Annotated in this window: 16 protein-coding genes; 2 read left to right on the top strand and 14 right to left on the bottom strand. The window is 62.7% G+C overall.

The genetic code is table 11. The features are described from left to right. Positions 1-6: 6 nt before the first annotated feature. The 5 genes from CLU94_RS20715 to CLU94_RS20695 form a co-directional block, all read right to left on the bottom strand. On the bottom strand, positions 7-762 hold the full coding sequence (locus tag CLU94_RS20715) for a FecR family protein (RefSeq protein ID WP_257218896.1): 756 nt from the start codon (positions 760-762) through the stop codon (positions 7-9). Then, positions 731-6,631, bottom strand: coding sequence for a YDG domain-containing protein (locus tag CLU94_RS28450; protein WP_180278716.1), 5,901 nt, complete (start codon positions 6,629-6,631; stop codon positions 731-733). Before CLU94_RS28450 ends, CLU94_RS20715 begins: the two co-directional genes overlap by 32 nt. 16 nt (positions 6,632-6,647) lie before the next feature. Continuing rightward, entirely contained in the window at positions 6,648-8,258 is a 1,611-nt protein-coding gene (locus tag CLU94_RS20705; RefSeq protein ID WP_099667005.1) for a ShlB/FhaC/HecB family hemolysin secretion/activation protein, read from the bottom strand. 208 nt (positions 8,259-8,466) lie between these two features. Then, positions 8,467-10,722, bottom strand: a complete 2,256-nt coding sequence (locus CLU94_RS20700) for a CHASE2 domain-containing protein (RefSeq protein ID WP_099667004.1) — start codon at positions 10,720-10,722, stop codon at positions 8,467-8,469. After that, on the bottom strand, positions 10,719-12,341 hold the full coding sequence (locus tag CLU94_RS20695) for a GAF and HD-GYP domain-containing protein (RefSeq protein WP_099668413.1): 1,623 nt from the start codon (positions 12,339-12,341) through the stop codon (positions 10,719-10,721). The genes CLU94_RS20700 and CLU94_RS20695 overlap by 4 nt, the downstream gene beginning before the upstream one ends. Positions 12,342-12,539: 198 nt before the next feature. On the opposite strand from CLU94_RS20695, the gene CLU94_RS20690 reads away from it, so the two are divergent. Further along, entirely contained in the window at positions 12,540-13,436 is an 897-nt protein-coding gene (locus tag CLU94_RS20690) for an MBL fold metallo-hydrolase (protein WP_099667003.1), read from the top strand. Between the two features lie 46 nt (positions 13,437-13,482). On the opposite strand, the gene CLU94_RS20685 is transcribed toward CLU94_RS20690, so the two are convergent. From CLU94_RS20685 to rpsF, 7 genes are all read right to left on the bottom strand, one after another. Further along, positions 13,483-14,493 carry an inorganic phosphate transporter gene (locus CLU94_RS20685; protein WP_034783457.1) on the bottom strand — a complete coding sequence of 337 codons (1,011 nt, stop codon included), beginning with the start codon at positions 14,491-14,493 and terminating at the stop codon, positions 13,483-13,485. Between the two features lie 42 nt (positions 14,494-14,535). Continuing rightward, positions 14,536-15,162: a DUF47 domain-containing protein gene (locus CLU94_RS20680; RefSeq protein ID WP_010400015.1), complete on the bottom strand. Its 627-nt coding sequence runs from the start codon at positions 15,160-15,162 to the stop codon at positions 14,536-14,538. A gap of 94 nt (positions 15,163-15,256) precedes the next feature. Continuing rightward, positions 15,257-16,642, bottom strand: a complete 1,386-nt coding sequence (locus CLU94_RS20675) for a replicative DNA helicase (RefSeq protein WP_034750488.1) — start codon at positions 16,640-16,642, stop codon at positions 15,257-15,259. A gap of 135 nt (positions 16,643-16,777) precedes the next feature. After that, positions 16,778-17,233 (bottom strand): 50S ribosomal protein L9, encoded by a 456-nt coding sequence (gene rplI / locus CLU94_RS20670; RefSeq protein WP_034783456.1) that lies wholly within the window; start codon positions 17,231-17,233, stop codon positions 16,778-16,780. A gap of 27 nt (positions 17,234-17,260) precedes the next feature. Further along, positions 17,261-17,551 carry a 30S ribosomal protein S18 gene (gene rpsR / locus CLU94_RS20665; RefSeq protein ID WP_010400024.1) on the bottom strand — a complete coding sequence of 97 codons (291 nt, stop codon included), beginning with the start codon at positions 17,549-17,551 and terminating at the stop codon, positions 17,261-17,263. 25 nt (positions 17,552-17,576) lie between these two features. Then, positions 17,577-17,876, bottom strand: coding sequence for a primosomal replication protein N (gene priB, locus CLU94_RS20660; RefSeq protein WP_034783455.1), 300 nt, complete (start codon positions 17,874-17,876; stop codon positions 17,577-17,579). 20 nt (positions 17,877-17,896) lie between these two features. Beyond that, the gene (rpsF, locus tag CLU94_RS20655; RefSeq protein WP_034750499.1) at positions 17,897-18,286 is read right to left on the bottom strand and encodes a 30S ribosomal protein S6; all 390 of its coding nucleotides are present in this window, start codon (positions 18,284-18,286) and stop codon (positions 17,897-17,899) included. Positions 18,287-18,561: 275 nt separating this feature from the next. Between rpsF and lexA the strand changes: the two genes are divergently transcribed. Further along, positions 18,562-19,197 carry a transcriptional repressor LexA gene (gene lexA, locus CLU94_RS20650; RefSeq protein WP_099667002.1) on the top strand — a complete coding sequence of 212 codons (636 nt, stop codon included), beginning with the start codon at positions 18,562-18,564 and terminating at the stop codon, positions 19,195-19,197. Between the two features lie 71 nt (positions 19,198-19,268). Here lexA and CLU94_RS20645 read toward each other — a convergent pair whose 3' ends face one another. Then, positions 19,269-20,042: a tetratricopeptide repeat protein gene (locus CLU94_RS20645; protein ID WP_099667001.1), complete on the bottom strand. Its 774-nt coding sequence runs from the start codon at positions 20,040-20,042 to the stop codon at positions 19,269-19,271. A 79-nt stretch (positions 20,043-20,121) separates the two neighbouring features. Further along, positions 20,122-21,366, bottom strand: coding sequence for a cystathionine gamma-synthase family protein (locus CLU94_RS20640; RefSeq protein WP_099668412.1), 1,245 nt, complete (start codon positions 21,364-21,366; stop codon positions 20,122-20,124). Between the last annotated feature and the right edge of the window lie 21 nt (positions 21,367-21,387).

Raw genomic sequence — 21,387 nt, 5'->3', positions numbered from 1 at the left:
CGACGCTTAGCGCACGACGCAGTCGATTGCGGCCGGCTTGCTGCCGCCTGCCGCGCTGCCCGGGCCCGATGACGACGATGAAAAGACCGGCGGCGGCGTGAACGGGATGCCGGGATTGACAGGCAGCATCACGGGCGGCTGCTTGAAGCTGGGCGTAAAACCAAATTGCCCGGCGGCAAAATTCTGCGTCCCGGCAGGATTGGTCACGTGAATCAAGCCATCGAGCACCTGGACATACAGGCCCGGCGCCCTCGCCCCCCCGCTTGGTGTCGGCACCGTTGGCACCGCCTGCGCCGAGGCCGGCACATAGGTGGCGACAAACGTCGTGCCGCGGATGCCGATGGTGGCGGCCGGCGTCTTCATCTCGAAACGCTCCTTGTTGCGCTTGCCCAGCAGGCCCGTGACGGAACGCAAGCCGCCCTTGAGCAGGCTGAAGATGGCGTGGTCGCCGTCAGGCTGCTCGGCCGTGTAGCTGAATTGCTCGATCACGAAACTGGTATTCGGTTTCAAGGTGATTTCGCTATTGTCGATCAGCTTGATCAAGGCATAGGTTTCCTTTTCCGTCAGCAAGGTATCGCCCTGCTCGACTTCGGACTTGATGGCCAGGATTTTCATCTTGCCATCCGCCTTCTTGGCCATCAGCGGACCGCTCAACTGCATCACCGTGCCCGCCACCTGGCCGGCCCAGGCGTGCGCGCCCACGCACATCAGGGCCAGCCACAGCAAGGCCTTAATTGCAGTACATTTTTTTTGCGGCATCATCGTATTTGTATCCTGTGGGTTTATCTGTGGCATCGGCAACATCCTTGCTGTCTTTCTTCTTGTCATCATCCTTGGCTGGCGACGCAGAAGCGAGCGGGGCGTTGGCACGGTCGGCCTGCTTGATGATACGCAAGGCTTCATCGATGGCTGCGCTGGCGCTGGCATCGATGGCGGGCTTGTCGACGGTCGTGGCAGGCAAGAAGATGGCGTCCGCCATGTTCACCGCGCCATTCGGCGCCAGCAAGCTGACGTTGGCGCGCTGGCGGTTGATGCGCACGCCCGAGTCGCCCGTGATGCTGCCCGCTTTCGCCAGCACGCTCATGCTGGCCGCAGCCGGCAAGGCGAAGCTTGCCGTGTCCGCAAAGCGCACATTGCCCCCAGCGCTGGCGCTGAAATTGCCGCCGCCGAGAACCTGGGCATTGCCCTCGATACGAATGTCGCCGCCAGCCGCCAGGCTGATGTCGCGCGCCGATGCCAGCTGCGCACCATTGCCCAGCAACACATCCGTGCTGGCATTGAGCGCAATGTCCTTGCCCTCGATCTTGCCGTTGACGGTGACGGGGCTGTGCGCCGTCACGCTGACGTTGCCGCCATTCGCATTGATGTTGCCGGCCGTGACGCCGCCCGTGTTGTCGATGGCAATGTTACCTGCGCCCGTGACCAAGGTTCCCAGGAACAAGGTGCCCGGCGCCGAGGTATTGTTCAGCGCAATGCCGCCCCCTGCGCTATTGCTGGCGGCAAAACTGCCCACCTGGTTGCCCGCATGGCCCAGCACGATGCCATCGCGCGCCTGCGCAGCCAGGCTGCCGGCAAGCAAGGCACCATCCTGACCGATAGCGCCGTTCAGGGCGCTCAGTTTCACCTCGTTGGCCGCCAGGCTGGCGAAGCGCATATCGCCCGCCGCTTGCGTGATGGCCAGCTGGCCCGCCAGCCGGATGGCGCCGGCCGTCTGATTAAAACTGTTGGCGACGAGCAAGTTACCGTTGCCGCTCAGCACACCGCCGCCTTGCGCATAACGGTCCGCCGACAGGCTGCCGTTCAGCAGCAAGCTGCCGCCGTTGATTTCCAGGCCGGCCAGGCCGGCCAGCACGGAGAAGTCCAGCGCGCTTTCACCGAGCGTCAGGCTGCCGCCCGTCAACAGCAAGCCCGTCGCCGAATGCAGGTTTTTCAGGATGGTGCTGCCGGCCGCCGCGCTGTAGGTGACGATGCCCTTGCTGTTGCTGAAGTCGACAGCCAGCACGTTCGCGCCTTCCGGCACCACGCCGCCGTCCCAGTTGGCGGCGTCGCTCCACAAGCCGCTGCCGCTGCCGACCCATATTGACAATTGTTTTTGCGCAATCGTTGCCTGCGCCGTGCCGCCCGTCGTTTCCAGTGTGTAATTGCCCGCATCGGCGCCCGCCAGGCGGAAGCCGCTGGCTGTCACCAGCTTGCCCGCGCCCACATTCTTGTCGGCAAAGCTGCCGCTGCCGCCCACCACGCTGACCACATCCTGGCCCAGCACGCCGTTCGCCGACGCGCTGACGGCCGCATTCGTGGTGCCGTCATACACCTTGCCGGCCGCGCTCAGGCTGGCCAGGGTCAGGCTGGCGGGCGTAATGCTGGCCAGCAAGCCTGTCGGCAAGACGATAAAATAATTGCCCGCATCGGCGCCTGCCAGGGTCGCGCCGCTCAGCTGCACCGCCTTGGCCGCGCCCACGTTCTTGTCCGCAAAGTTGGCCACTGCCGAGGCCGTCAAACTGTCGCCGGCGAGACGGTCATCGCCCAGGACCAGGCTGGCGCCCGTCGTGCCATCGTAGACCTTGTTACCCACCACGCCGGACAGGTTCAGCGCACGTGCGCCGATGTCGGCCGTGGTGCTGCCCGCATTTCCATTGAGCACATAGTTGCCCGCATCGGCGCCCGTCAGGTGGCCCGTCGCCACCTGGTAATCGACCACCTTGCCTGTACCGGCATTCTTGTCGCGGAAGCTGCCCAGCAAGCCGGCCATGCCGACCTGGTCGCCCGCCACCAGGCCTTCGAAATAGCCATTCAGTGCCGCTTGCAGCGTGCCGTCGTAGACGCGGCTTTGCGCGCCCGAGACGCCATAATTCAGGATGCGCGCCGTGATGGCCGCCGTGCCGTCCGCCGTTGTCGCGGCCAGGCTGTAGTTGCCCAGCTCATTGCCGTCCAGGGTCAGGCCGCTGGCGTGCACGGCCTTGCTGCCGCCCGCGTTCTTGTCGAGGAAGGCGGCGCTGCCGCTGATGCTGATATTGTCGCCCGTTACCACATTGCCCAGCACGAAGGTGGCACCGTCATAGCTCAGGTTGCCGTCATATACCTTGCCATTGCCGCCGATGCCGACCGTCAGGATGCGCGGCGTGATGGCATAGGTGGTCGTGCCGCCCAGGCTGATGTCGTACTTGGTCGACCACAGCCCCGTCAAGCCGTAGGTGCCCACATTGCGTGCATTGCTCCCATAGCCGAGGCTGCCATTCACGCCCGCGTCGCCGTCGAGCAGTCCCACGTAGCCTATCGTGCCCAGGAAGGCGGCCAGCTGGCCATCGTAGACCTTGCCGCTGGCATTGTCCGTGACATTCACCTGCAGCGGTTTCAGGAGCGCCTTCAGCATCGGCGTCGTATAGCCATCGTAGATGCGCCAGACGCTGCTGAAATTGAAATCGTTGAAGCTGCCCTGCTGCTGCATCTGCGCCGTGGTGCGGCCGCTGGCGCCGCCCTGGTCCATCAGGATGCCGGCCGTCTCATAGTTCCAGAAACCGAACGCGATGCCCGCGCCCACATCGGCGCGGCCCACCAGGCCGCCCACCGTGCCGCCCGCAAAGCCGCTGCCGGCCACGGCGCCGCTGCTGTAGACGTGGCTGGCGCTGCTGCCCGCCACGCTCCAGCCGATCAGCCCGCCCAGGTTTGCGCGGGGCACCGCCACGTCGCCATCGGCCGACACGCCGACGGCACCGGTGGCGTAGGCGTCGCTGATGCTGCCGCCATTGCGTCCCGCCAGGCCACCGATATTGGCCGCGCCGCGGGCCGCGCCCGTGGCGTAGGACTGCGAAATGGCGCCGTCATTGTTCCCCACCAGGCCGCCGACCTTGTCGCGCGCTCCCGTCACGTCGCCCGTGGCGTAGGCGGCATCGATACTGGCGCCGGCCAGGTTTGCCCCCACCAGCCCGCCAATGCTGCCGCCATTGGCCGCATTGATGCCCGCGACGTTGCCGCTGGCGCTGGCATTGCGCAGCGTGCCGCCGTTGCTGCCGACCAGACCGCCGACGGCGCTGGCGCCGCTGACCGCGGTGCTGCTGCGCACGCTGTCCAGCATCCCGCCGATATTCAGGCCGACCAGGGCCCCGACATTGTTCACCCCCGCCACGCTGCCATTTTGCAGGGCCAGCTTGCGTACCGTCCCCCCCTGCACCTTGCCGAACAGGCCCACGCCGGAGCTGACGGTCGGGTTCAGGGCATTGATGTACAGGCCATTGATGGCAAAACCGCCGCCGTCGAACATGCCCGCATACCCTGCGCCATCGCCGCCGGCGATGGGTGCAAAACCGGCGCCCTGGTTCCAGCTGGTCGTGCCGCTGGCGTCAATATTGCCCATCAGCCGGTAGTTGTTGCCCAGCCCCAGGCTGCCGATGCCTTGCAAGCCGTAGATATCGACGATCTGGTAAGACGCGGCCGTGCTGCCGTCGCCGCCGCTCACGCGCAGGAAGCTGGCGCCCGGCGCGATGGCGAAGCGGCTGGCCGAGAAAGCGGCCAGGCCAGGCGCATTTTGCATCCACGCGCCGCCGTCGAGGGCAAACAGGCCGCCGACCGTGACGGCGCCCGTGGCCGTGATGGGGGAAGCTGAATTGAGGCGCAGGTCGCCCGCCAGATTGATCGCATTCGAGATGCGCATGCCGCCCGTGTTGCTGCCGTCGCCGATGGTCAGCGAGGATGCCGAGATGCCGGCCAGTTCGGCCGCGTCCAGGCCCAGGGCGCCGCCGGACTTGCTGCCCAGGTCGATGAGGCGCGAGCTGCTCAGGGGCTTGATCGCCACGCTGGCGCGCCCGCCGGTGCCGCCGAAATCCAGCGTGCCGCCGATGCTGATGCTGTCGGCCTGCAAGGTCACCGTCTGGCCGCCGGTGCCGCTGCCCGTCAGCCGCGCGCCGCCGCCCGTCAGGTTGATTTCGCCGCCCGAGAAATTGGCGCGCAGGGACAGGTTGCCGCTGCCGACGCTGACCACGCCGCTGCCCGCCACGCTGGCGCCGGACAGCGACACGCTGCCGCCGTTCGTCGTGATCGGCGCGTTCAGGTGGATATTCGCGCTGGAACCATACGCGGCGCCGCTGCTGGCGTCGTTGGCCGACAAGGTCACATTGCCGCCGTTGGTGCTGATGGCCGCATACACATTGATCGTCTCGCCCGCCGTGGCGCTCAGGCCGATGCCGGGATGGAGCATATTGACGGCGCTGCTGAAATTGATGCGGTGCTGGGCCTGCAAGGTCACGTTGCTGTTGGCGTTGGAAATCACGTCGGCGCCGATGCTGGTGCTGCTGGAGGGCGGACCTTCGGCAAACTCGTCCACGTCACCGAGGCTGCCGCCGCCGCCCTGCACCACATCGATATCGTAGGGGTCGAGCAGCCAGGTACCGCGCTTGCCGCGGCGTGCGCTCGTATCGACGCGGATGCCGCCCACGGCCAGGGAATGGCCCGAGGTTTCCACGAAACCGCCGTCGCCGCCTTGCGCGCCGCCGCGCGCGGAAATGCTGCCGTGCACCTGCGCCGATTCATTGCCCCAGGCGATGACCTTGCCGCCGTTGCCGCTGTCGATGGCATCGGCCTTGACGCTGGCGTCCTTGCCGACGAGCACTTGCCGCGCATTCTGCACGGCCGCGTTCTTGCCCTGGTAATCGCCGCCCAGCAAGACCGTGCCGCCGCCCGTGGCGCCGCTGGCGTCGATCGCCGCATTGCCCAGCAAGCCCACCTGCTCGCCCAGCACCTGGATGTCGCCGCCTTTACCTGCCGCGCCCGTGGCGCTGGTGACGCTGCCCGCGTCGAGCAGCACCTTGCCGCTGGCCTTGAGGACGATCCTGCCGTTGTCGCCGACGACGGCGCTGTTCGCGCTAAGCACGCCGCGCTGGCTGACCAGCGCGCCGGCCATGCCGATGCTGCCGCCCTGGGCGATGATCTGGCCCAGGTTCAGCGCCTGGTCGGCGGGCGCCGACACCAGCACGCGCAATTGCGGATTGCCGGGGTCGGCCAGCTGCACGCTGCGCCCGGCCGCCAGGATCACTTCGCCGTTCGGCGCCGTGATGAGGCCCGTGTTTTCCACGTTCGGCGCGATCAGCAGCACTTGTCCGCCCTTGCCCGCGTTGATGGTGCCCGCATTGCCGACGGCACCGGCCACGCCGCCCGCCGTGAACTGGCGCTTGCCGGCCAGGAAATCCTCGTTCGTCATGCCCAGGCTGGACGCCACCAGGCCATTCACGTCCACTTTCGCGCCCTGACCGAAGACGATGCCGTTCGGATTGATCAGGAACACCTTGCCGTTCGATTCGAGCGCGCCCAGGATCTTGCTGGGGTCTTGTCCCGTGATGCGGTTGAGTACGGCGCTATTGCCGTTTTGCTGGATGAAGCGCGTGATTTCACCGGCATGGATGGAAAAACTCTGCCAGTTGATGATGGTGTTGGGCGTGTTCGTGATCGAGAACACATTGCCCTGCTGGTTGAACGTCGCCTGTCCATGGACCACCTGCGGCAAGGCGGGGTTGGCCTGCGCCGCGCCGAAGCAGCCGGCCAGCAGCAGCGCCAGCGCCGTGCGGCGCAGGGGCAGCGCACGAGGTGGAGCAAATGATGGCGTCAGGATGAAAACGGAGGCGTGCTGGGCGTGGTTTTGCATGGTGTTCATCCTGATACTAGTAGGCCAAGGCGAGGCGGAAATGCAGGCGGTTGGCGCCCCGCTGTCCCGTGTCGCCGCCATTGACGACATGGGCGTAATCGAGTTGCAGATTGGCATAGCGGCTCAGCAGCAAACGCAGGCCGAGTCCGCCGCTGGCTATGCCTTGCGAAGCGCTTTCGCCGGGCAGCGCATGGTTGCGGCGCAGCCAGGCCGTGTCATAGAAGGCCAGCGCGCGGCATTGGTAACCGAGGGCCTGGCCGCACCAGTTCGGCGTGTATAGCTCCAGGTTCAGGCTGGCGCCCGAGTCATTCGACACCTCGCGCTCGGCAAAGCCGCGCACGGACGCGGCGCCGCCGGCGCCGAACTGCTCGCCCGGCACCAGCGCGTCCGGCGTGACTTGCGCATTGACGAGCGCGCGCCATTGCCAGTCGCCGGCCAACACGCGTCCCGAGCTGGCGCTCAGGCGCACCGTGTTGTAGGCGGCCTTCGCATGCGCGCGCACGCGGTCGAAATCGGCTTGCGCGCCATGCTTGCCGCCAGGAATGTTATGCGCGAACGTGACGGCCACGCTGGTCTCGCCCGTGGGCAAGGTCCAGGCGCCGATGTAGCTGACGCTGAGCGGGTGCACGGTGACGTCGGCGCCCAGCTCCATGCCGAACAGTTGCACGCTGTTGCGATACGCCTTGTAATCGATGCCGTACACGAGCTTGGGTTCGAAATCGCCGCTGCGGGCAAAATTCTGGTTATAGCGGATGCCGGCCATGCTGCCCTGGCCGCTGACGGCCAGGTCGAAGATGCCGGCCGAGACGCTGCCCGAATCGACGTTCGAATAGCTGGCGAAAAAATCCATCGAGTCGCCCAGCGCGTACAGCGGCAAGTGGTAGCCGGCGCCATACACGCCCACCTTGTCCGGCTTTTCCAGGCTGCTCGTGTATTGCAGGCTGGCCACATGGTCGCGGCCGAACAGGTTGGCATGCTGCAGCACCACGCCCACGTGCGTCTTGCCCGTTTGCGCATTGCCCGTATTGTCCACGTTGAGCATGGCTTTCCAGGGCTGCTCATCGGCCACCGTGACGATGGCGTCGATGGCGCCCGCCGGCTCGTCGGCCTGCAGGCGCACTTCGATCTTGCGCGCCGGATTTTCATTGGCCAGCTTCAGGCTTTGCGACAGGGCAGGCAAGTTCGGCGTCTCGCCTTCGCGCAGGGACGGCAAGGCGCGCCGCACGTTGGCCTCGTCGACATGCGTGTTACCGCTGATGGCGAGCTTGCCCAGCGGTGTTTGCAGCACGCTCAGGCGCACCACGCCCCGTTCCAGTTCCTGTTCCGGCAGTTGCACCTGGACGGCGCTGTAACCGCGCTCGCGGTAAGCCGCCTCCAGCGCCTCGATGGCGCGCGCGATGTCGGAAAAATCGCGCTGCATTCCCGTAAAGGGCGCCAGCAAGGCTTGCACCTGCGCCGACGTGAGCAGGGTATTGCCCTGGACGTCGAAGCGGCGGATCTCGAAGCGCGGCACGCCATCTTCCTGCAGGGCAGGAGCAGCGTCATCCATGGAAACGGCAGCGCCGGCGGCGCCGACGGCGAACAGCAGCGCGGAACCCGCAAGCAGGTGCACCAAACGATATGTCATGTGAAGGATTTCTTGTGTAACCGGACAAGCGCGGCCCGCAGGCGCCAGCGTGTCCGGCAATGGATTGAAGACAAATTTTAGACGGCTTTTTGTTTCCAGTCAGAAATTTCTAACATTTCTCCCCGTTTTTTATCGCAACGCAACAAACAGTGCGCGCACAGTGATAAAAATGCCGCAATAACGGGCATTTTCCGGCGCGCCGGCAGCCTTATTTACTGTGCAATTCTGTCACGCCATCCCAGTCGGCTGGCGGCGGCAGGCTGCGATAGCGCTCCAGGCGCGCCGCGTACAGCCGGTACAAGCCGTCATCGGGAAAGTCCGCCTGCAAGCGGGCCAGCTGCGCTCCAGCCGCCGCCCAGTCGCGCGCGCGCAACAAGGCCAGCACCGCGTGCCAGCGTTCCAGCTGCGCCAGTTCCGCGGCCGTAGCATCAGCCAGCAGGCCGCGCGGCTCGAAGATGGCCACCGCTTCCTGCTTGCCCTGCACTCTGACCCGATCCAGCTCGCGGTACAGGAATGCGGCGGCGGCCCCGCGCGTGGCCTCGCCCACCACGATGCCCACGCCATACAGCTTGCTGGCGCCTTCCAGGCGCGCTGCCAGGTTGACGCTGTCGCCCATGACGGTATAGGCGCGACGGATACGCGAACCCATGTCGCCCACATGCATGGGTCCCGTATTGAGGCCGATGCCGATGCGCAGCGCCGGCCAGCCGTGTGCGCAAAACTGCTGGTTCAGCCGCGCCGCGCTGCCCTGCATCAGCAGGGCGCTGGCCACGGCCCGGCTGGCGTGATCGCCAAAGGCGACGGGCGCGCCCCAGAACGCCATCACGGCGTCGCCGATGTATTTATCGAGGGTGCCGCCATGGCTGTCGCGGATATCTTCCGACATGGCCGTCAGGTATTCGTTGATGTATTCGCGCAGCGCGGCCGGCGCCAGCTGCTCGGAGATGGCCGTGAAACCGCGCACGTCGGCAAACAGCACCGTCAGTTCGCGGTTCTCCCCCTCCATGGTGTAGCGCTGCGGATCGTCGGCCATCTCGGCCACCAGTTCGGGCGCCACATATTCGCCGAAACGGGCCACCAGCGCGCGTCCCTTGCGCACCTCGAAAAAATAGCCCCACGCCAGGTTGGCCATGAACAGCGCGACGATCAGCAACAGCAGCACGGCGCCGCCCAGCACCAGGTCGTGCACGGCGTACAGGTACAGATTGATGGCGATGACGGCCGCCAGCGCGCCCACGGTCGCCAGCATCACGCCGGCCGGCGGCAGCACGGCCAGGGCGCCCGCCAGCAGCAGGCCAAACAGCACGATCTGCACCAGTTCGAATGCCAGCGCATAGTCGGGCCGCGCCTTGAAGCGCCCGTCGAGCATGGACTTGATCAGGTTGGCGTGCACTTCCACCCCCGGGTATTCCGCATTCACGGGCGTGGCGCGGATATCGTTCAAGCCGGGCGCCGTGGTCCCCACCAGCACGAGGGCGCCCTTGAGCAGCGCGGGCGGCACCGTGCCGGCCAGCACGTCGGACGCCGAGACGTAACGGAAGGCGCCGCCATCGGGGCCGCCCGCGCCGCGGTACTGCACCGTGGTGGTCAAGGCTTCGCCCACGGGGATCGCCAGCGCGCCGCGCGGCGTAAACAACATGATGTGTTCGAGTCCGCCGCTGGCCAGTTCGCGCGCCGACAGGGTATCGGCCGTGCCCGTGAAACGGGGGGCGATGGCGCGCGCCTGCAGGTAGGCGGCCACCGTGGCCAGCGACAGCGAAGGATAATAGCCGTCGCCGATGCGCTGCAACAGGGTCGAGGAGCGCACCACGCCATCGGCATCGATCAGCGCCGTGAAGATACCGGCGCCCTGCGCGGCCGCCTGCAGGGGCGCGATATTGGCTTCGTAGCCGCGTGCCACGTAGGCCGTGACGCTGCGCCCGTTCAAATCGGCGACGGTAAAAGCCGGCTTGGGCAGCACGCCCTTCCTTTGCTGCTCCGACACGCTGTAGCCCAGCACCACGGGCTGGCCGCGCATGGCCTCGGCGAACAGACCATCGTAATCCATCGCCGGGCGCAGTTTTTCCAGCTGCGCCGGCAAGCCGGCCACGCCCGCCAGTTCGCCCCGCGCCAGGCCCTGCAGCACGGCGTAGCCGGAACTGGTGTCCGCTTCGGGAAACGAGATATCGAAGCCCAGCGCGGCCACGCCGTAATGGCCGGTGAGCTGGCGCACCAGGCGCGCCTGGATGTCGCGGCTCCAGGGGAAACGGCCCACCCGGGCCAGGCTTTGCTCGTCGATGTCGACGATGACGATGCGGCGGTCCAGCTGCGGCGCCTCAAGACGCATGCGCCAGTCGCCCAGCATGGCGTCCAGCCGCGCGACAGTGTCGTTGCCGGCCACGCAAAGGACGGCCGCCGCCAAGGTCAGCAGTATGCCCAGCAGCGACCGCGCCCCATGCTTGCGCAAGGCCTGCGACAGCTTCAAGGGGTATAACCCGGAATGGCCGCCTCGTCGACGGCATCGATCTGGCTCGGATGCATGTGCTTTTCAGCGAAGGTCAGATAGACTTTGCTGCGGATGAAAACGTCGAACAGCTCCGGGTCGATATGCCCGTTCAGGCTGAAGTTGCCGAGGATGCGCAGCGATTCGGACAGCGGCTTGCCCTTTTTATAGGGCCGGTCGCGCGCAGTCAGCGCCTCGAAAATGTCGGCAATCGCCATCAGCCGCGCCGGCACCGACATCTGCTCTTTCGTCAGCCCGCGCGGATAGCCCTTGCCATCCATGCGCTCGTGGTGGCCGCCAGCGTATTCCGGCACCTTCTGCAGGTGCTTGGGCCACGGCAGCGCTTCGAGCATGCGGATCGACACGCTGATATGGTTGTTGACGATGGCTCGCTCGGCCGCCGTCAGGGTGCCGGCGCGGATGGTCAGGTTTTCCGTCTCGTCGGCGTCGAGGAAATCGCGCAGTTCGCCGTCGGCCGCGCGCCAGCGGCGCCTGGCGATCTGCCGCACGCGCTCCTGGTCGGCTTGCGCCATGCTCTCGCCGCCGACGTTGACCGTGCGGATGAAGTCGCGCTCTTCGCGCAGCGCCGCCTGCTCCTGTGCCAGCGCGCGGGCGATGGCGTCCTTTTGCTGCGGCTGCGCCGCCTGCTGGCGCAAGGCCGCGATCTCGGCGTCGCGCAGCAGCACTTCGTAGCGCGTGTCGATCAGGGCGATGCGATCAAAAATGGTTTCCAGCTTGGTGGCCTTGTCGACCACGTGCACGGGCGTGGTGATCTTGCCGCAGTCGTGCAGCAAGCCGGCCAGCCACAGCTGCTTGCGCTCGTTGTCGCTGAGCCGGAAATCGGCCAGCGGCCCCGTTTGCGTGGCGTGCGCGGCGTCGGCCAGCAGCATCGTCAGCTCGGGCACGAACTGGCAGTGGCGGCCCGTGTACGGCGATTTTTCATCGATGCCGATATTGATCAGGGTAACGAGCGATTCGAGCAGCTCTTCCAACTGCGAAATGAGCAGCTGATTCGTCAGCGCCACACCCGCCTGCGCGGCCAGCGCCTCGATGAAGCGCTGGTCGGTGGAGGAAAAGGCGCGCACCTGGCCCGTCTCGCCATCCTTGGCATTGACCAGTTGCAGCACGCCGATCAGGTCGCCCTCGTGGTCGCTCATGGGCACCGTCAGGATCGATTGCGTGTGGTAGCCGTGGTGGCGGTCGAAGTCGCGCATGCCGGAAAAATTGAAGCCCTCGTCGCGATACACGTCGGCGATATTCACGCTGCGGCGCAGGTTCGCCGCATACGCGGCCACCGATGCCAGGTTGGGCTGGCCCGCCTCGTCGAACAGGGGCACGCCAGGCAAACCCATGTCGGCGCCCTGCGCGATGCCTAAGCTGTCGTTGACGCTGATGTCGAACGCCAGCTGGCGCCCCCCGGCCATGGGCCGGTACAGGGTGGCGCCATCGGCGCCGCTCATGCTTTTTGCCAGCAGCACGATGCGCTGCAACAGCGCGCCGATATCGTGCCCTTCGCCGCCCAGGCCATGGCCAAGCGCGACACTGAGTTCGGTCAATTGCTCCAGTCTGTGGGCGATTTTCTCAGGGTGCAACTGAGGCATGTTGGTGGCAATCAGGTAATGGGCAAGCAAAAAAGGGGAAGTCGGCAAGCGCCAGTGTAACGGCCACCCTGCGCACTGTACATTACTTAGTTGCAACAAAATGAAATAACTTGCCGTATTGCAACACGTATAAATGTTGCCGCCAATCTCATTAATTAGAATAGAATCAACAATAATTACACCGTAACAAGGTACTGAATGAAATTCACGTTCAGGGGCGTGCGCGGCTCCATCCCCTCCCCCGGCCCGCGCACGGCGCGCTATGGCGGCAACACCACGTGCATCGAAGTACGCACCGACAACGATAGCCTGATCATCCTCGATGCGGGCAGCGGCATCTTCTCGCTGGCGCAGCAACTGCCGCCGGGCGAGCCCGTCGACGCGCACGTCTTCATCACGCACAGCCACTGGGACCACATCCACGGCCTGCCCATGTTTTCGCCCCTGTTCGTGGCCGGCAACCGCATGCGTCTGCATGGCGCCTTTGACGCCATCAGCGGACGCGGCATCGAGCACGTGATGGCGGTGCAGCTGCAAGGCAGCTATTTTCCTGTCAGCGAAGCGGCCATGGCGGCCAGCATCGAGTACCGCACCCTGGCGCCCGGCGAAGCCGTCGAGGTGGGGGGCGCGCGCGTGCGCGGCGCGGAAATGAACCACCCTGTCGTCAATCTCGGCTACCGCATCGACTGCGGCGGCGTCGCGCTGTTTTTCAGCGGCGACCATGAACCGTTCTACAACCTGCATCCGCCCGGCCATGCCGAGCACATGGCCTGCGCGGCGCGCAATGCGCAGCGCCAGGCCGGCATCGACGCGCTGGTCGCCGGCGTCGATGCGCTGATCATGGATTGCTCGTACACGCGCGAGGAATACCCGGGCAAGCAGGGCTGGGGCCACGGCACCTTCGACGCCGCCTTCGACCTCGCCCTGCGCTGCGGCGCGCGGCGCCTGTACTGCACCCACCACGAACCGACCCGCAGCGACGAGCAGCTCGAAGCCGTGTTTGCCGACGTGATGGGGCGCTACAGCAGCCGCCTCAATGGCCTGCAAGTGTTCCTTGCCTACGAAGGGCTGACGGTGGAACTGGCCGGCGCATAAAAAAAGGGAGCCGCGAGGCTCCCTTTTTACTGGCGTTGGCTATCCATTACATGATGTGGTGGCCAATCCACCACGCGACTGCTGCGACGAAGGCCGACGCGGGAATCGTGAAGATCCAGGCCCAGACGATATTGCCCGCCACGCCCCAGCGTACGGCCGACATTTTTTGCGACGAGCCGACGCCGACGATGGCGCCCGTGATGGTGTGCGTGGTCGACACGGGAATGCCCAGCGCCGTCGAGACGAACAGGGTGATCGCGCCGCCCGTTTCGGCGCAGAAGCCGCCGACCGGTTTCAACTTGGTGATCTTCTGACCCATGGTCTTGACGATGCGCCAGCCACCGAACAGGGTGCCGAAGCTGATGGCCGTGTAGCACGAGATGATGACCCACATCGGCGGCATGGCATCGGCCGCGCTCGAGTAACCGGCGGCGATCAGCAGCATCCAGATGATGCCGATGGTTTTTTGCGCATCGTTGCCGCCGTGGCCCAGGCTGTAGGCGGCCGCCGATACCAGTTGCAGGCGGCGGAACCACTTGTCGACCTTGCGCGGCGTCGAACGCACGAAGATCCACGACACGAGCAGCATCATGATGGAACCGAACACAAAGCCCAGCACCGGTGCGATCACGATGAAGGCCACCGTTTTCCACAGGCCGGCCGCGACCAGCGCGCCCGTGCCGGACTTCGCGACGGCGGCGCCCACCAGGCCGCCGATCAGCGCGTGCGAGGACGACGAAGGAATCCCGTAGTACCAGGTAAACAAATTCCAGAAGATGGCGCCCATCAGCGCGCCGAAGATCACGTACTGGTCGATCACCGCCGGGTCGATGGTTCCCTTTCCCACCGTGGCGGCCACGGTCAGCTGGTGGAACACGAAGATGGCGACGAAGTTGAACGTGGCGGCCATGGCAACCGCGGTCTGCGGTTTCAATACGCCCGTCGAGACCACCGTGGCGATCGCGTTGGCGGCATCGTGGAAGCCGTTCATGAAGTCAAACAGCAGTGCGAGGACGATCAACAGGCCTAGCACGTAGATGCTGATTTGTATGGTCATTGTAGTTTCTTTTCTGATTCTGGTTCAGGACAGGCCCAACGCTTACGCGTTTTCGACGATGATGCCTTCGATAATATTGGACACATCTTCGCAACGGTCGGTCACGGTTTCCAGAATTTCGTAGATCGCTTTCAGCTTGATCAGGTTGCGCACGTCCGGCTCGTCGCGGAACAGCTTGGACATGGCGGCGCGCATCACGTGGTCGGCGTCCGATTCCAGGCGGTCGATCTCTTCGCAGATGGCGACGATCTTGCGCGAGTTATCCATGTTGTGCAGCATGGCGACGGCGTCGCGCACTTTTTCGGTACAGGCCAGCACCAGCTCGGCCAGGCGCTTGGCTTCCGGCGTGACGGCCTTCAGGTCGTACAGCGAGACGGTTTGCGCCGCATCTTCCAGCAGGTCGAGGATGTCGTCCTGGCGCGTGATCAGCTGATGGATGTCATCGCGGTCGATCGGCGTGATGAAGGTCTTGTGCAGCATTTCCACGGTGGCGTAGGTGACTTTGTCCGCCTGTTTCTCGATGCTTTCGATCGCATGCACGCGGTTTTCCAGGTCATCGAAATTGGTCATCAGGCCGAGCATCTCTTTGGCGCCCTTGACGCACAATTCCGCGTGCTGGTTAAACAATTCAAAAAACTTGCCCTCAGTGGGCATCAAGCGTCCAAACATGTCATTCTCCGTTAAGCATTGAGTCGTGTTATTTACTACAGAAAGCCGCCCCTTTTGATGAAGGGGCGGCCAATGGAATATCAGTGCTGCTGTGTTAGTCGCCTTGGTAAAGCGCCAGGCCACCACTGTAATTGCCAAATTTGGTGTACTGCCCCATGAAGGTGAGGCGGATGCTGCCGATTGGACCGTTACGTTGTTTACCGATGATGATTTCGGCCGTTCCCTTGTCCGGCGAGTCGGGGTTATACACCTCGTCGCGGTAAATGAACAGGATCACGTCGGCATCCTGCTCAATAGCGCCCGATTCGCGCAAGTCGGACATGACAGGACGTTTGTTCGGGCGTTGCTCCAGCGAGCGGTTCAGCTGGGACAGCGCAATCACGGGGCAACCGAGTTCTTTCGCCAGGCCTTTCAAGCCCCGTGAAATCTCGGAAATCTCCGTGGCGCGGTTGTCGCCCGGCGTATTGGCCGACATCAGCTGCAAGTAATCGACGATGATCAGGCCCAGCTTGCCGCATTGACGCGACAGGCGGCGCGAGCGGGCGCGCAATTCGATCGAGTTGAGCGCCGGCGTTTCATCGATGTACAACTGCGCGTCGTTCATCTTCTGGATCGCATTCGTCAGGCGCGGCCAGTCTTCGTCATTCAGGCGGCCCGTGCGCAGGCGGTGCTGGTCGAGCTGTCCGACGGAGCCCAGCATACGCATGGCCAGCTGGGCGCCGCCCATCTCCATCGAGAACACAGCCACGGGCAAGCCGCTGTCGATGGCCACGTTTTCGCCGATGTTGACGGAAAACGCCGTCTTGCCCATCGATGGACGTCCCGCCACGATCACCAGGTCGCCCGGCTGCAGACCGGAGGTCATGCGGTCGAGGTCGATGAAACCGGTGGGCACGCCCGTGATTTCACTCTGGTTGTCGCGGCTGTACAGTTCGTCGATGCGCTCGACCACCTGCGTCAGCAGGGGCTGGATGGCGGTCCAGCCCTGGGCGCCGCGCGCGCCCTCTTCGGCGATGGCGAAAATCTTCGATTCGGCCTCGTCAAGCATCTGCTTGACTTCCTTGCCCTGCGGGCTGAAGGCCGTGCCGGAGATGTCGTCGGCGACGGTAATGAGTTTACGCAGCACGCCGCGGTCGCGCACGATCTCGGCGTAGCGCCGGATGTTCGCGGCCGATGGCGTATTTTGCGCCATGGCGTTCAGGTAAGCGAGTCCGCCCACATCATCGGCCTTGCCGAGCTGGGTCAGGGTTTCAAAAACAGTAATGACATCGGCTGGCTTGGAAGCGTTAACCATCTTGACGATTTGCTCGAAGATGATGCGATGGTCATAGCGATAGAAATCCTCCGCATGCATGAAGTCGGCGATGCGGTCATATGCGGCATTGTCGCGCAGCAGACCACCGATAACGGATTGTTCTGCTTCGATCGAATGCGGCGGAATACGGAGGGAATCCAGTTGCGGATCAGAGGGGGCGTTCATGGCGCGAATTATACCCGCTTCGGCGTGCTGGCAAAAATAAAGGGCTGAAATTGAGCGAAAAAAAGGCCACAAAAAAGCCGGGCGAACCCGGCTTTTCATAGTGCGGCAACGCTTGCGGGCCAGGCCCGCAGACGATTACGCGTTCGCGTCTGGAACGACAGCGATAACAACTTCCACAACCACGTCGGTATGCAGAGCAACCGAAACGTTGTGCTCGCCAACGATCTTCAGCGGGCCGGTAGGCATACGGATTTGTGCTTTTTCAACAGCAAAACCTTGCTTGGTCAGCGCTTCAGCGATGTCGAAGTTGGTGACGGAACCGAACAGACGGCCATCAACACCAGCTTTTTGAGCAACTTGAACGGTCAGGCCGCTCAGTTTTTCGCCCTGGGCTTGCGATGCGGCCAGTTTAGCGGCAGCAGCTTTTTCCAGTTCGGCGCGCTTGACTTCGAATTCAGCCACAGCGGTTGCCGTAGCACGACGTGCCAGGCGTTGCGGGATCAGGAAGTTACGTGCGTAACCGTCTTTGACTTTGACGACTTCGCCGAGGTTACCGACGTTAACAACTTTTTCTAACAGAATGATTTGCATAGTTCTTCTCCAGGAATATCTGACCGATTAAGCGTGGTGCAGATCGGTGTATGGCAGCAGCGCGAGGAAGCGAGCGCGCTTGATTGCGGTGTCAACTTGGCGCTGGTAGTGCGCTTTGGTACCGGTCAGGCGTGCTGGCATGATCTTGCCGTTTTCTTGGACGAAGTCTTTCAGCGTGTCGACGTCTTTGTAGTCGACTTGCTCAACGTGAGCTGCGGTGAAGCGGCAGAACTTCTTGCGTTTGAACAACGGGTTTTGCTGTTTGCGTTTTTCTTTAAGCTTGAGCTTATTTTTGTCGAACTTTTTACCGAATGCCATGTCAGGCTCCTGTATCTAAAATGCGCTAGTCAGAATTGACTGCACTAAAATCAATGATGTGAAACACCAAACTCTTGCTGTTGCGGCTCTTCCTTGCCAGGAAACCCGTGAACTGATACACCCCGCCCAAGCTTGCCTGGCTGAACCGGCCTGAGATTTCGCCAGCGGCTAGCGCGGCAACATCAAACTCGGTCAAACGGGCAATTCCTGCTTCCATCTGCTGCGAACTGTGTTGCAATACTGCATTCACAATCGGCAGCCCTGCCGGGGTATAGCGCAATATTTCGCGCTCGGCAATGATGGCGGTTACTTGTAGCTGGTTCAGCGCACGATCCTGGTCAAGAATTAAGCTGCTGCTGCGGCTGGAGCGGCTGCTGGTGCTTCGGTGCGGTGGCTTTTGGCCGCGTCTTCGCGTTGTACCGATTTCATCATCGGCGAAGGAGCTGTTTCAGCTTTCTTCATTTTAACGGTCAGGTGACGCAACACGGCATCATTGAATTTGAATGCTGTTTCCAACTCGACCAGGGTCTCGTTGTCGCATTCGATGTTCAGGCAGATGTAGTGTGCTTTAGGCAGCTTTTGGATCGAGTAAGCCATTTGACGGCGGCCCCAATCTTCCACGCGGTGAACCGAACCGCCGCGGGTGGTTACGCTGGCTTTGTAGCGTTCGATCATCGCGGGCACTTGCTCGCTTTGGTCCGGATGGACGATAAAGACTATTTCATAATGACGCATGCAAACTCCTTCAGGTCGGATTGATAATCGCCCACCCCGGCGTCAAGACGGGTGTGGGAAGGTCAGCCGAAGATTATAACCGCCTTTTGCAAACGTTTCAATCATTCCTTCCACATGGGCCCGAAAAGCCCGCGCGCCGCCGCGCTTTCCGTCCATGGACAAGTATTTCTTGCGAAATTCGCCCAAAACACGGAAATCCCCTTGCATAGTGAACGATACTGTACAAAAATACAGACTGTTCATATAGACAGCATTTTAGTATGCACCCACCGCTCATGATCAAGCTGACAGCACGACAAGAACAAATCCTGAACCTGATCAAGGACGCGATTGAAAACACGGGCTTTCCTCCCACCCGTGCCGAAATCGCCAATGAACTGGGTTTCAAATCGGCCAACGCGGCCGAAGAGCATTTGCAGGCCCTGGCCCGCAAGGGCGCGATCGAGATTTCTCCCGGCACCTCGCGCGGCATCCGCCTGATCGGCGCCGCCGCCGAAGCGCTGCCATCGAAGGTGCCGGCAGCGCTGCTGATGTCGCTGCCGCTGATCGGCCGGGTAGCGGCCGGTTCGCCCATCCTGGCGCAGGAAAACCTGGAAGCGAGCTACAACGTCGATCCGGCCCTGTTTTCGGCCAAGCCTGACTTCCTGCTGAAGGTGCGCGGCTGGTCCATGCGCGACGCCGGCATCATGGATGGCGATTTATTGGCCGTCAAGAAAGTCGACAGCGCCAAGAATGGCCAGATCGTCGTGGCCCGCATCGGCGACGAAGTCACCGTCAAGCGCTACAAGAAGACGGGTTCCGTCATCGAATTGCTGCCGGAAAATCCGGACTTCAAGGTGATTACCGTGTCGCCGGACGATGAGTTTGCATTGGAAGGTTTGGCCGTCGGACTCATGCGCAGTTGGCATTAAGAGGGAAAGCGCTTGCAGCATACCTGCGAGCGCTTAATTCCCATCCAATTGAGCACATCGGCAAGACTGACTTATTTGCTTGGCAAAGGACTGGTCACCCATTGCGGCGTGTTCGCGGTACGTGAGCGATTCAATTCACTCATTTCATTTTCTGTCTGAATTTTTTTATTCTCCGCCAAGAGATACGCCTCTGTTTTGGAGTGCCACTCATCGCGCTGCGCCAAGATATTTTTTGCCAGCTCACGCCCTTCGGCACTCACCCGCGCATAGGCGGCATCCATGCGCAGCTTGGCCTTTTCAAATTCCTGCTCATTCATCAACGATTCAATATCAGAAGGAATGGCTTTGCCAGGCGGCAAAGAAGCATTCAAATTACTGACGAAGCTGTTATAGCACGCCATCCAGGCATCAACACTATCGGCCACATCTCTGATTTGACGCTTGGTTTGGGAGAATGCAGGAATCACCGGGGTAACGCACTTGACCTTACTCAAGGCAACATCCTCGCCAGCATATGAGTTGACATAGTAATCAATGTCACCTTTTCGCGCGACACGGTTAGCCATAAGGACAAGCGCGGCTTCGGCATTCTTGTTACCCGCCTTGGAGGCCTGCCCAAACCATTGTCCGGCTTGCGCGGCATCGACAGCCACTCCTTCACCATACAAATACATCTCGCCCAAATGAAATTGAGCCTCGGCATTCCCGGCCTGAGCCAGCTTCTTGTACAAATCCAAGGCTTGCGGGTAAGCCTTGGATTGCAGGAATTTATTCGCATCCGTCAGGTCATCAGCATAGACAGCGCAAGAAAACAATAAAAAAACACTAAATACAATTTTTTTCATTCCCACTCTCCAATTGAGAAAAAGATACATATGCTTTAATTACACTTAAATGTAATCTTTTTCTCAAAAAAGTGAAACCTTATTCTTCTTCCAATGCGTGCTTGAAGTCTTCCAGCAGATCCACCTCATCCTCGATACCCACCGACACACGGATCAGCGACTCGGCGATGCCCATGCTGGCGCGCCGCTCGGCACCCATCTCGTAGAAAATCGTGTGGGCGACGGGAATGACGAGGGTGCGCGTGTCGCCGAGGTTACTGGCGGGAATGGCAAGATTAAGACGATTGAGGAAATCGAAGCAGTCGATGCCATCCTTCAATTCAAAGCTGAACAGCGAGCCATAGCTGCGGAACAAGTCCGTCGCCAGCGCATGCTGCGGGTGCGACGCCAGGCCCGGGTAATGCACGGCCGCCACTCTCGGATCGGCGGCCAGCATGGTCGCCAGCGCCAGGGCGTTCGAACAGGTGCGGTCCATGCGCAAGGCCATGGTTTCCGCGCCGACGGCGATATGGTGCGCCGCTTCCGGCCCCAGGGAGGCGCCGAAGTCGCGCAAGGCCTTGGCGCGGATTTGCGCGATGCCCCACTGTGCGGGCGCCGCCTTCTTGTAATTCTCGAAAATGTTCGGATACTGCGTCCAGTCGAACACGCCCGTATCCGTCAAGCTGCCGCCCAGCGCATTGCCGTGACCGCCGATAGATTTCGTCAAGGCATTGACCACCAGGCCCGCGCCCACGGCTTTCGGACGGAACAGGTATGGCGTCGTCATCGTATTGTCGACGATGTACAGGATGCCCTTCTCGCGGCACAAGTCACCGATCTTCTTCAGGTCGGCGATCTGCGTGCGCGGATTGGCAATAGTTTCTACGAAAACAATCCGCGTGGCCGGCGTGATGGCGGCCGCCACATTGGCCACGTCGGTGGCGTCGACGAACGACACGCCGATGCCCTGCCCCGTCACCGTTTGCCACAGGCTGTTGGTGTTGCCAAACAAAAAGGCCGACGACACGACATGGTCGCCCGCGCGCAGCAAGGATTGCACCACGGCGCCGATGGCGCCCATGCCGGTGGCGAAGCACAGGGTGGCCACGCCGTCTTCCATCTTGTTGACCTTGTCTTCCAGCGCGGAAACGGTCGGATTGCCCTGGCGGCCATAGCGGAAACCCGGCTCCTTGCCCTGGAATACGGAAGCGAGCTGGCGCGCATCGGCGTAACCAAAGGCCACGGAAGTGTGCACGGGCTTGTGCAGGGAGCCATGTTCGATGCCCTTGCGGCGGTCGTTATGCAGGATGGTGGTGGTAAAGCCGTAGTTTTTTTTATCGTTCATGATCGCGGAGAAAAAAATGCC

This window comes from Janthinobacterium sp. 13, assembly GCF_002749695.1.
Taxonomy (GTDB): Bacteria; Pseudomonadota; Gammaproteobacteria; order Burkholderiales; family Burkholderiaceae_D; genus Janthinobacterium; species Janthinobacterium kumbetense.
The sequence above is the reverse complement of the archived record's forward strand: the minus strand, read 5'-3'. Positions and strand labels throughout refer to the sequence as shown.

Excerpts from the sequence above, each read along its gene's own strand:
- CLU94_RS20715 (WP_257218896.1), bottom strand. The coding sequence starts at position 762 with ATGATGCCGCAAAAAAAATGTACTGCAATTAAGGCCTTGCTGTGGCTG.
- CLU94_RS28450 (WP_180278716.1), bottom strand. The coding sequence starts at position 6,631 with ATGCAAAACCACGCCCAGCACGCCTCCGTTTTCATCCTGACGCCATCA.
- CLU94_RS20705 (WP_099667005.1), bottom strand. The coding sequence starts at position 8,258 with ATGACATATCGTTTGGTGCACCTGCTTGCGGGTTCCGCGCTGCTGTTC.
- CLU94_RS20695 (WP_099668413.1), bottom strand. The coding sequence starts at position 12,341 with ATGCCTCAGTTGCACCCTGAGAAAATCGCCCACAGACTGGAGCAATTG.
- CLU94_RS20690 (WP_099667003.1), top strand. The coding sequence starts at position 12,540 with ATGAAATTCACGTTCAGGGGCGTGCGCGGCTCCATCCCCTCCCCCGGC.
- CLU94_RS20685 (WP_034783457.1), bottom strand. The coding sequence starts at position 14,493 with ATGACCATACAAATCAGCATCTACGTGCTAGGCCTGTTGATCGTCCTC.
- CLU94_RS20680 (WP_010400015.1), bottom strand. The coding sequence starts at position 15,162 with ATGTTTGGACGCTTGATGCCCACTGAGGGCAAGTTTTTTGAATTGTTT.
- CLU94_RS20675 (WP_034750488.1), bottom strand. The coding sequence starts at position 16,642 with ATGAACGCCCCCTCTGATCCGCAACTGGATTCCCTCCGTATTCCGCCG.
- rplI (WP_034783456.1), bottom strand. The coding sequence starts at position 17,233 with ATGCAAATCATTCTGTTAGAAAAAGTTGTTAACGTCGGTAACCTCGGC.
- rpsR (WP_010400024.1), bottom strand. The coding sequence starts at position 17,551 with ATGGCATTCGGTAAAAAGTTCGACAAAAATAAGCTCAAGCTTAAAGAA.
- rpsF (WP_034750499.1), bottom strand. The coding sequence starts at position 18,286 with ATGCGTCATTATGAAATAGTCTTTATCGTCCATCCGGACCAAAGCGAG.
- lexA (WP_099667002.1), top strand. The coding sequence starts at position 18,562 with ATGATCAAGCTGACAGCACGACAAGAACAAATCCTGAACCTGATCAAG.
- CLU94_RS20645 (WP_099667001.1), bottom strand. The coding sequence starts at position 20,042 with ATGAAAAAAATTGTATTTAGTGTTTTTTTATTGTTTTCTTGCGCTGTC.
- CLU94_RS20640 (WP_099668412.1), bottom strand. The coding sequence starts at position 21,366 with ATGAACGATAAAAAAAACTACGGCTTTACCACCACCATCCTGCATAAC.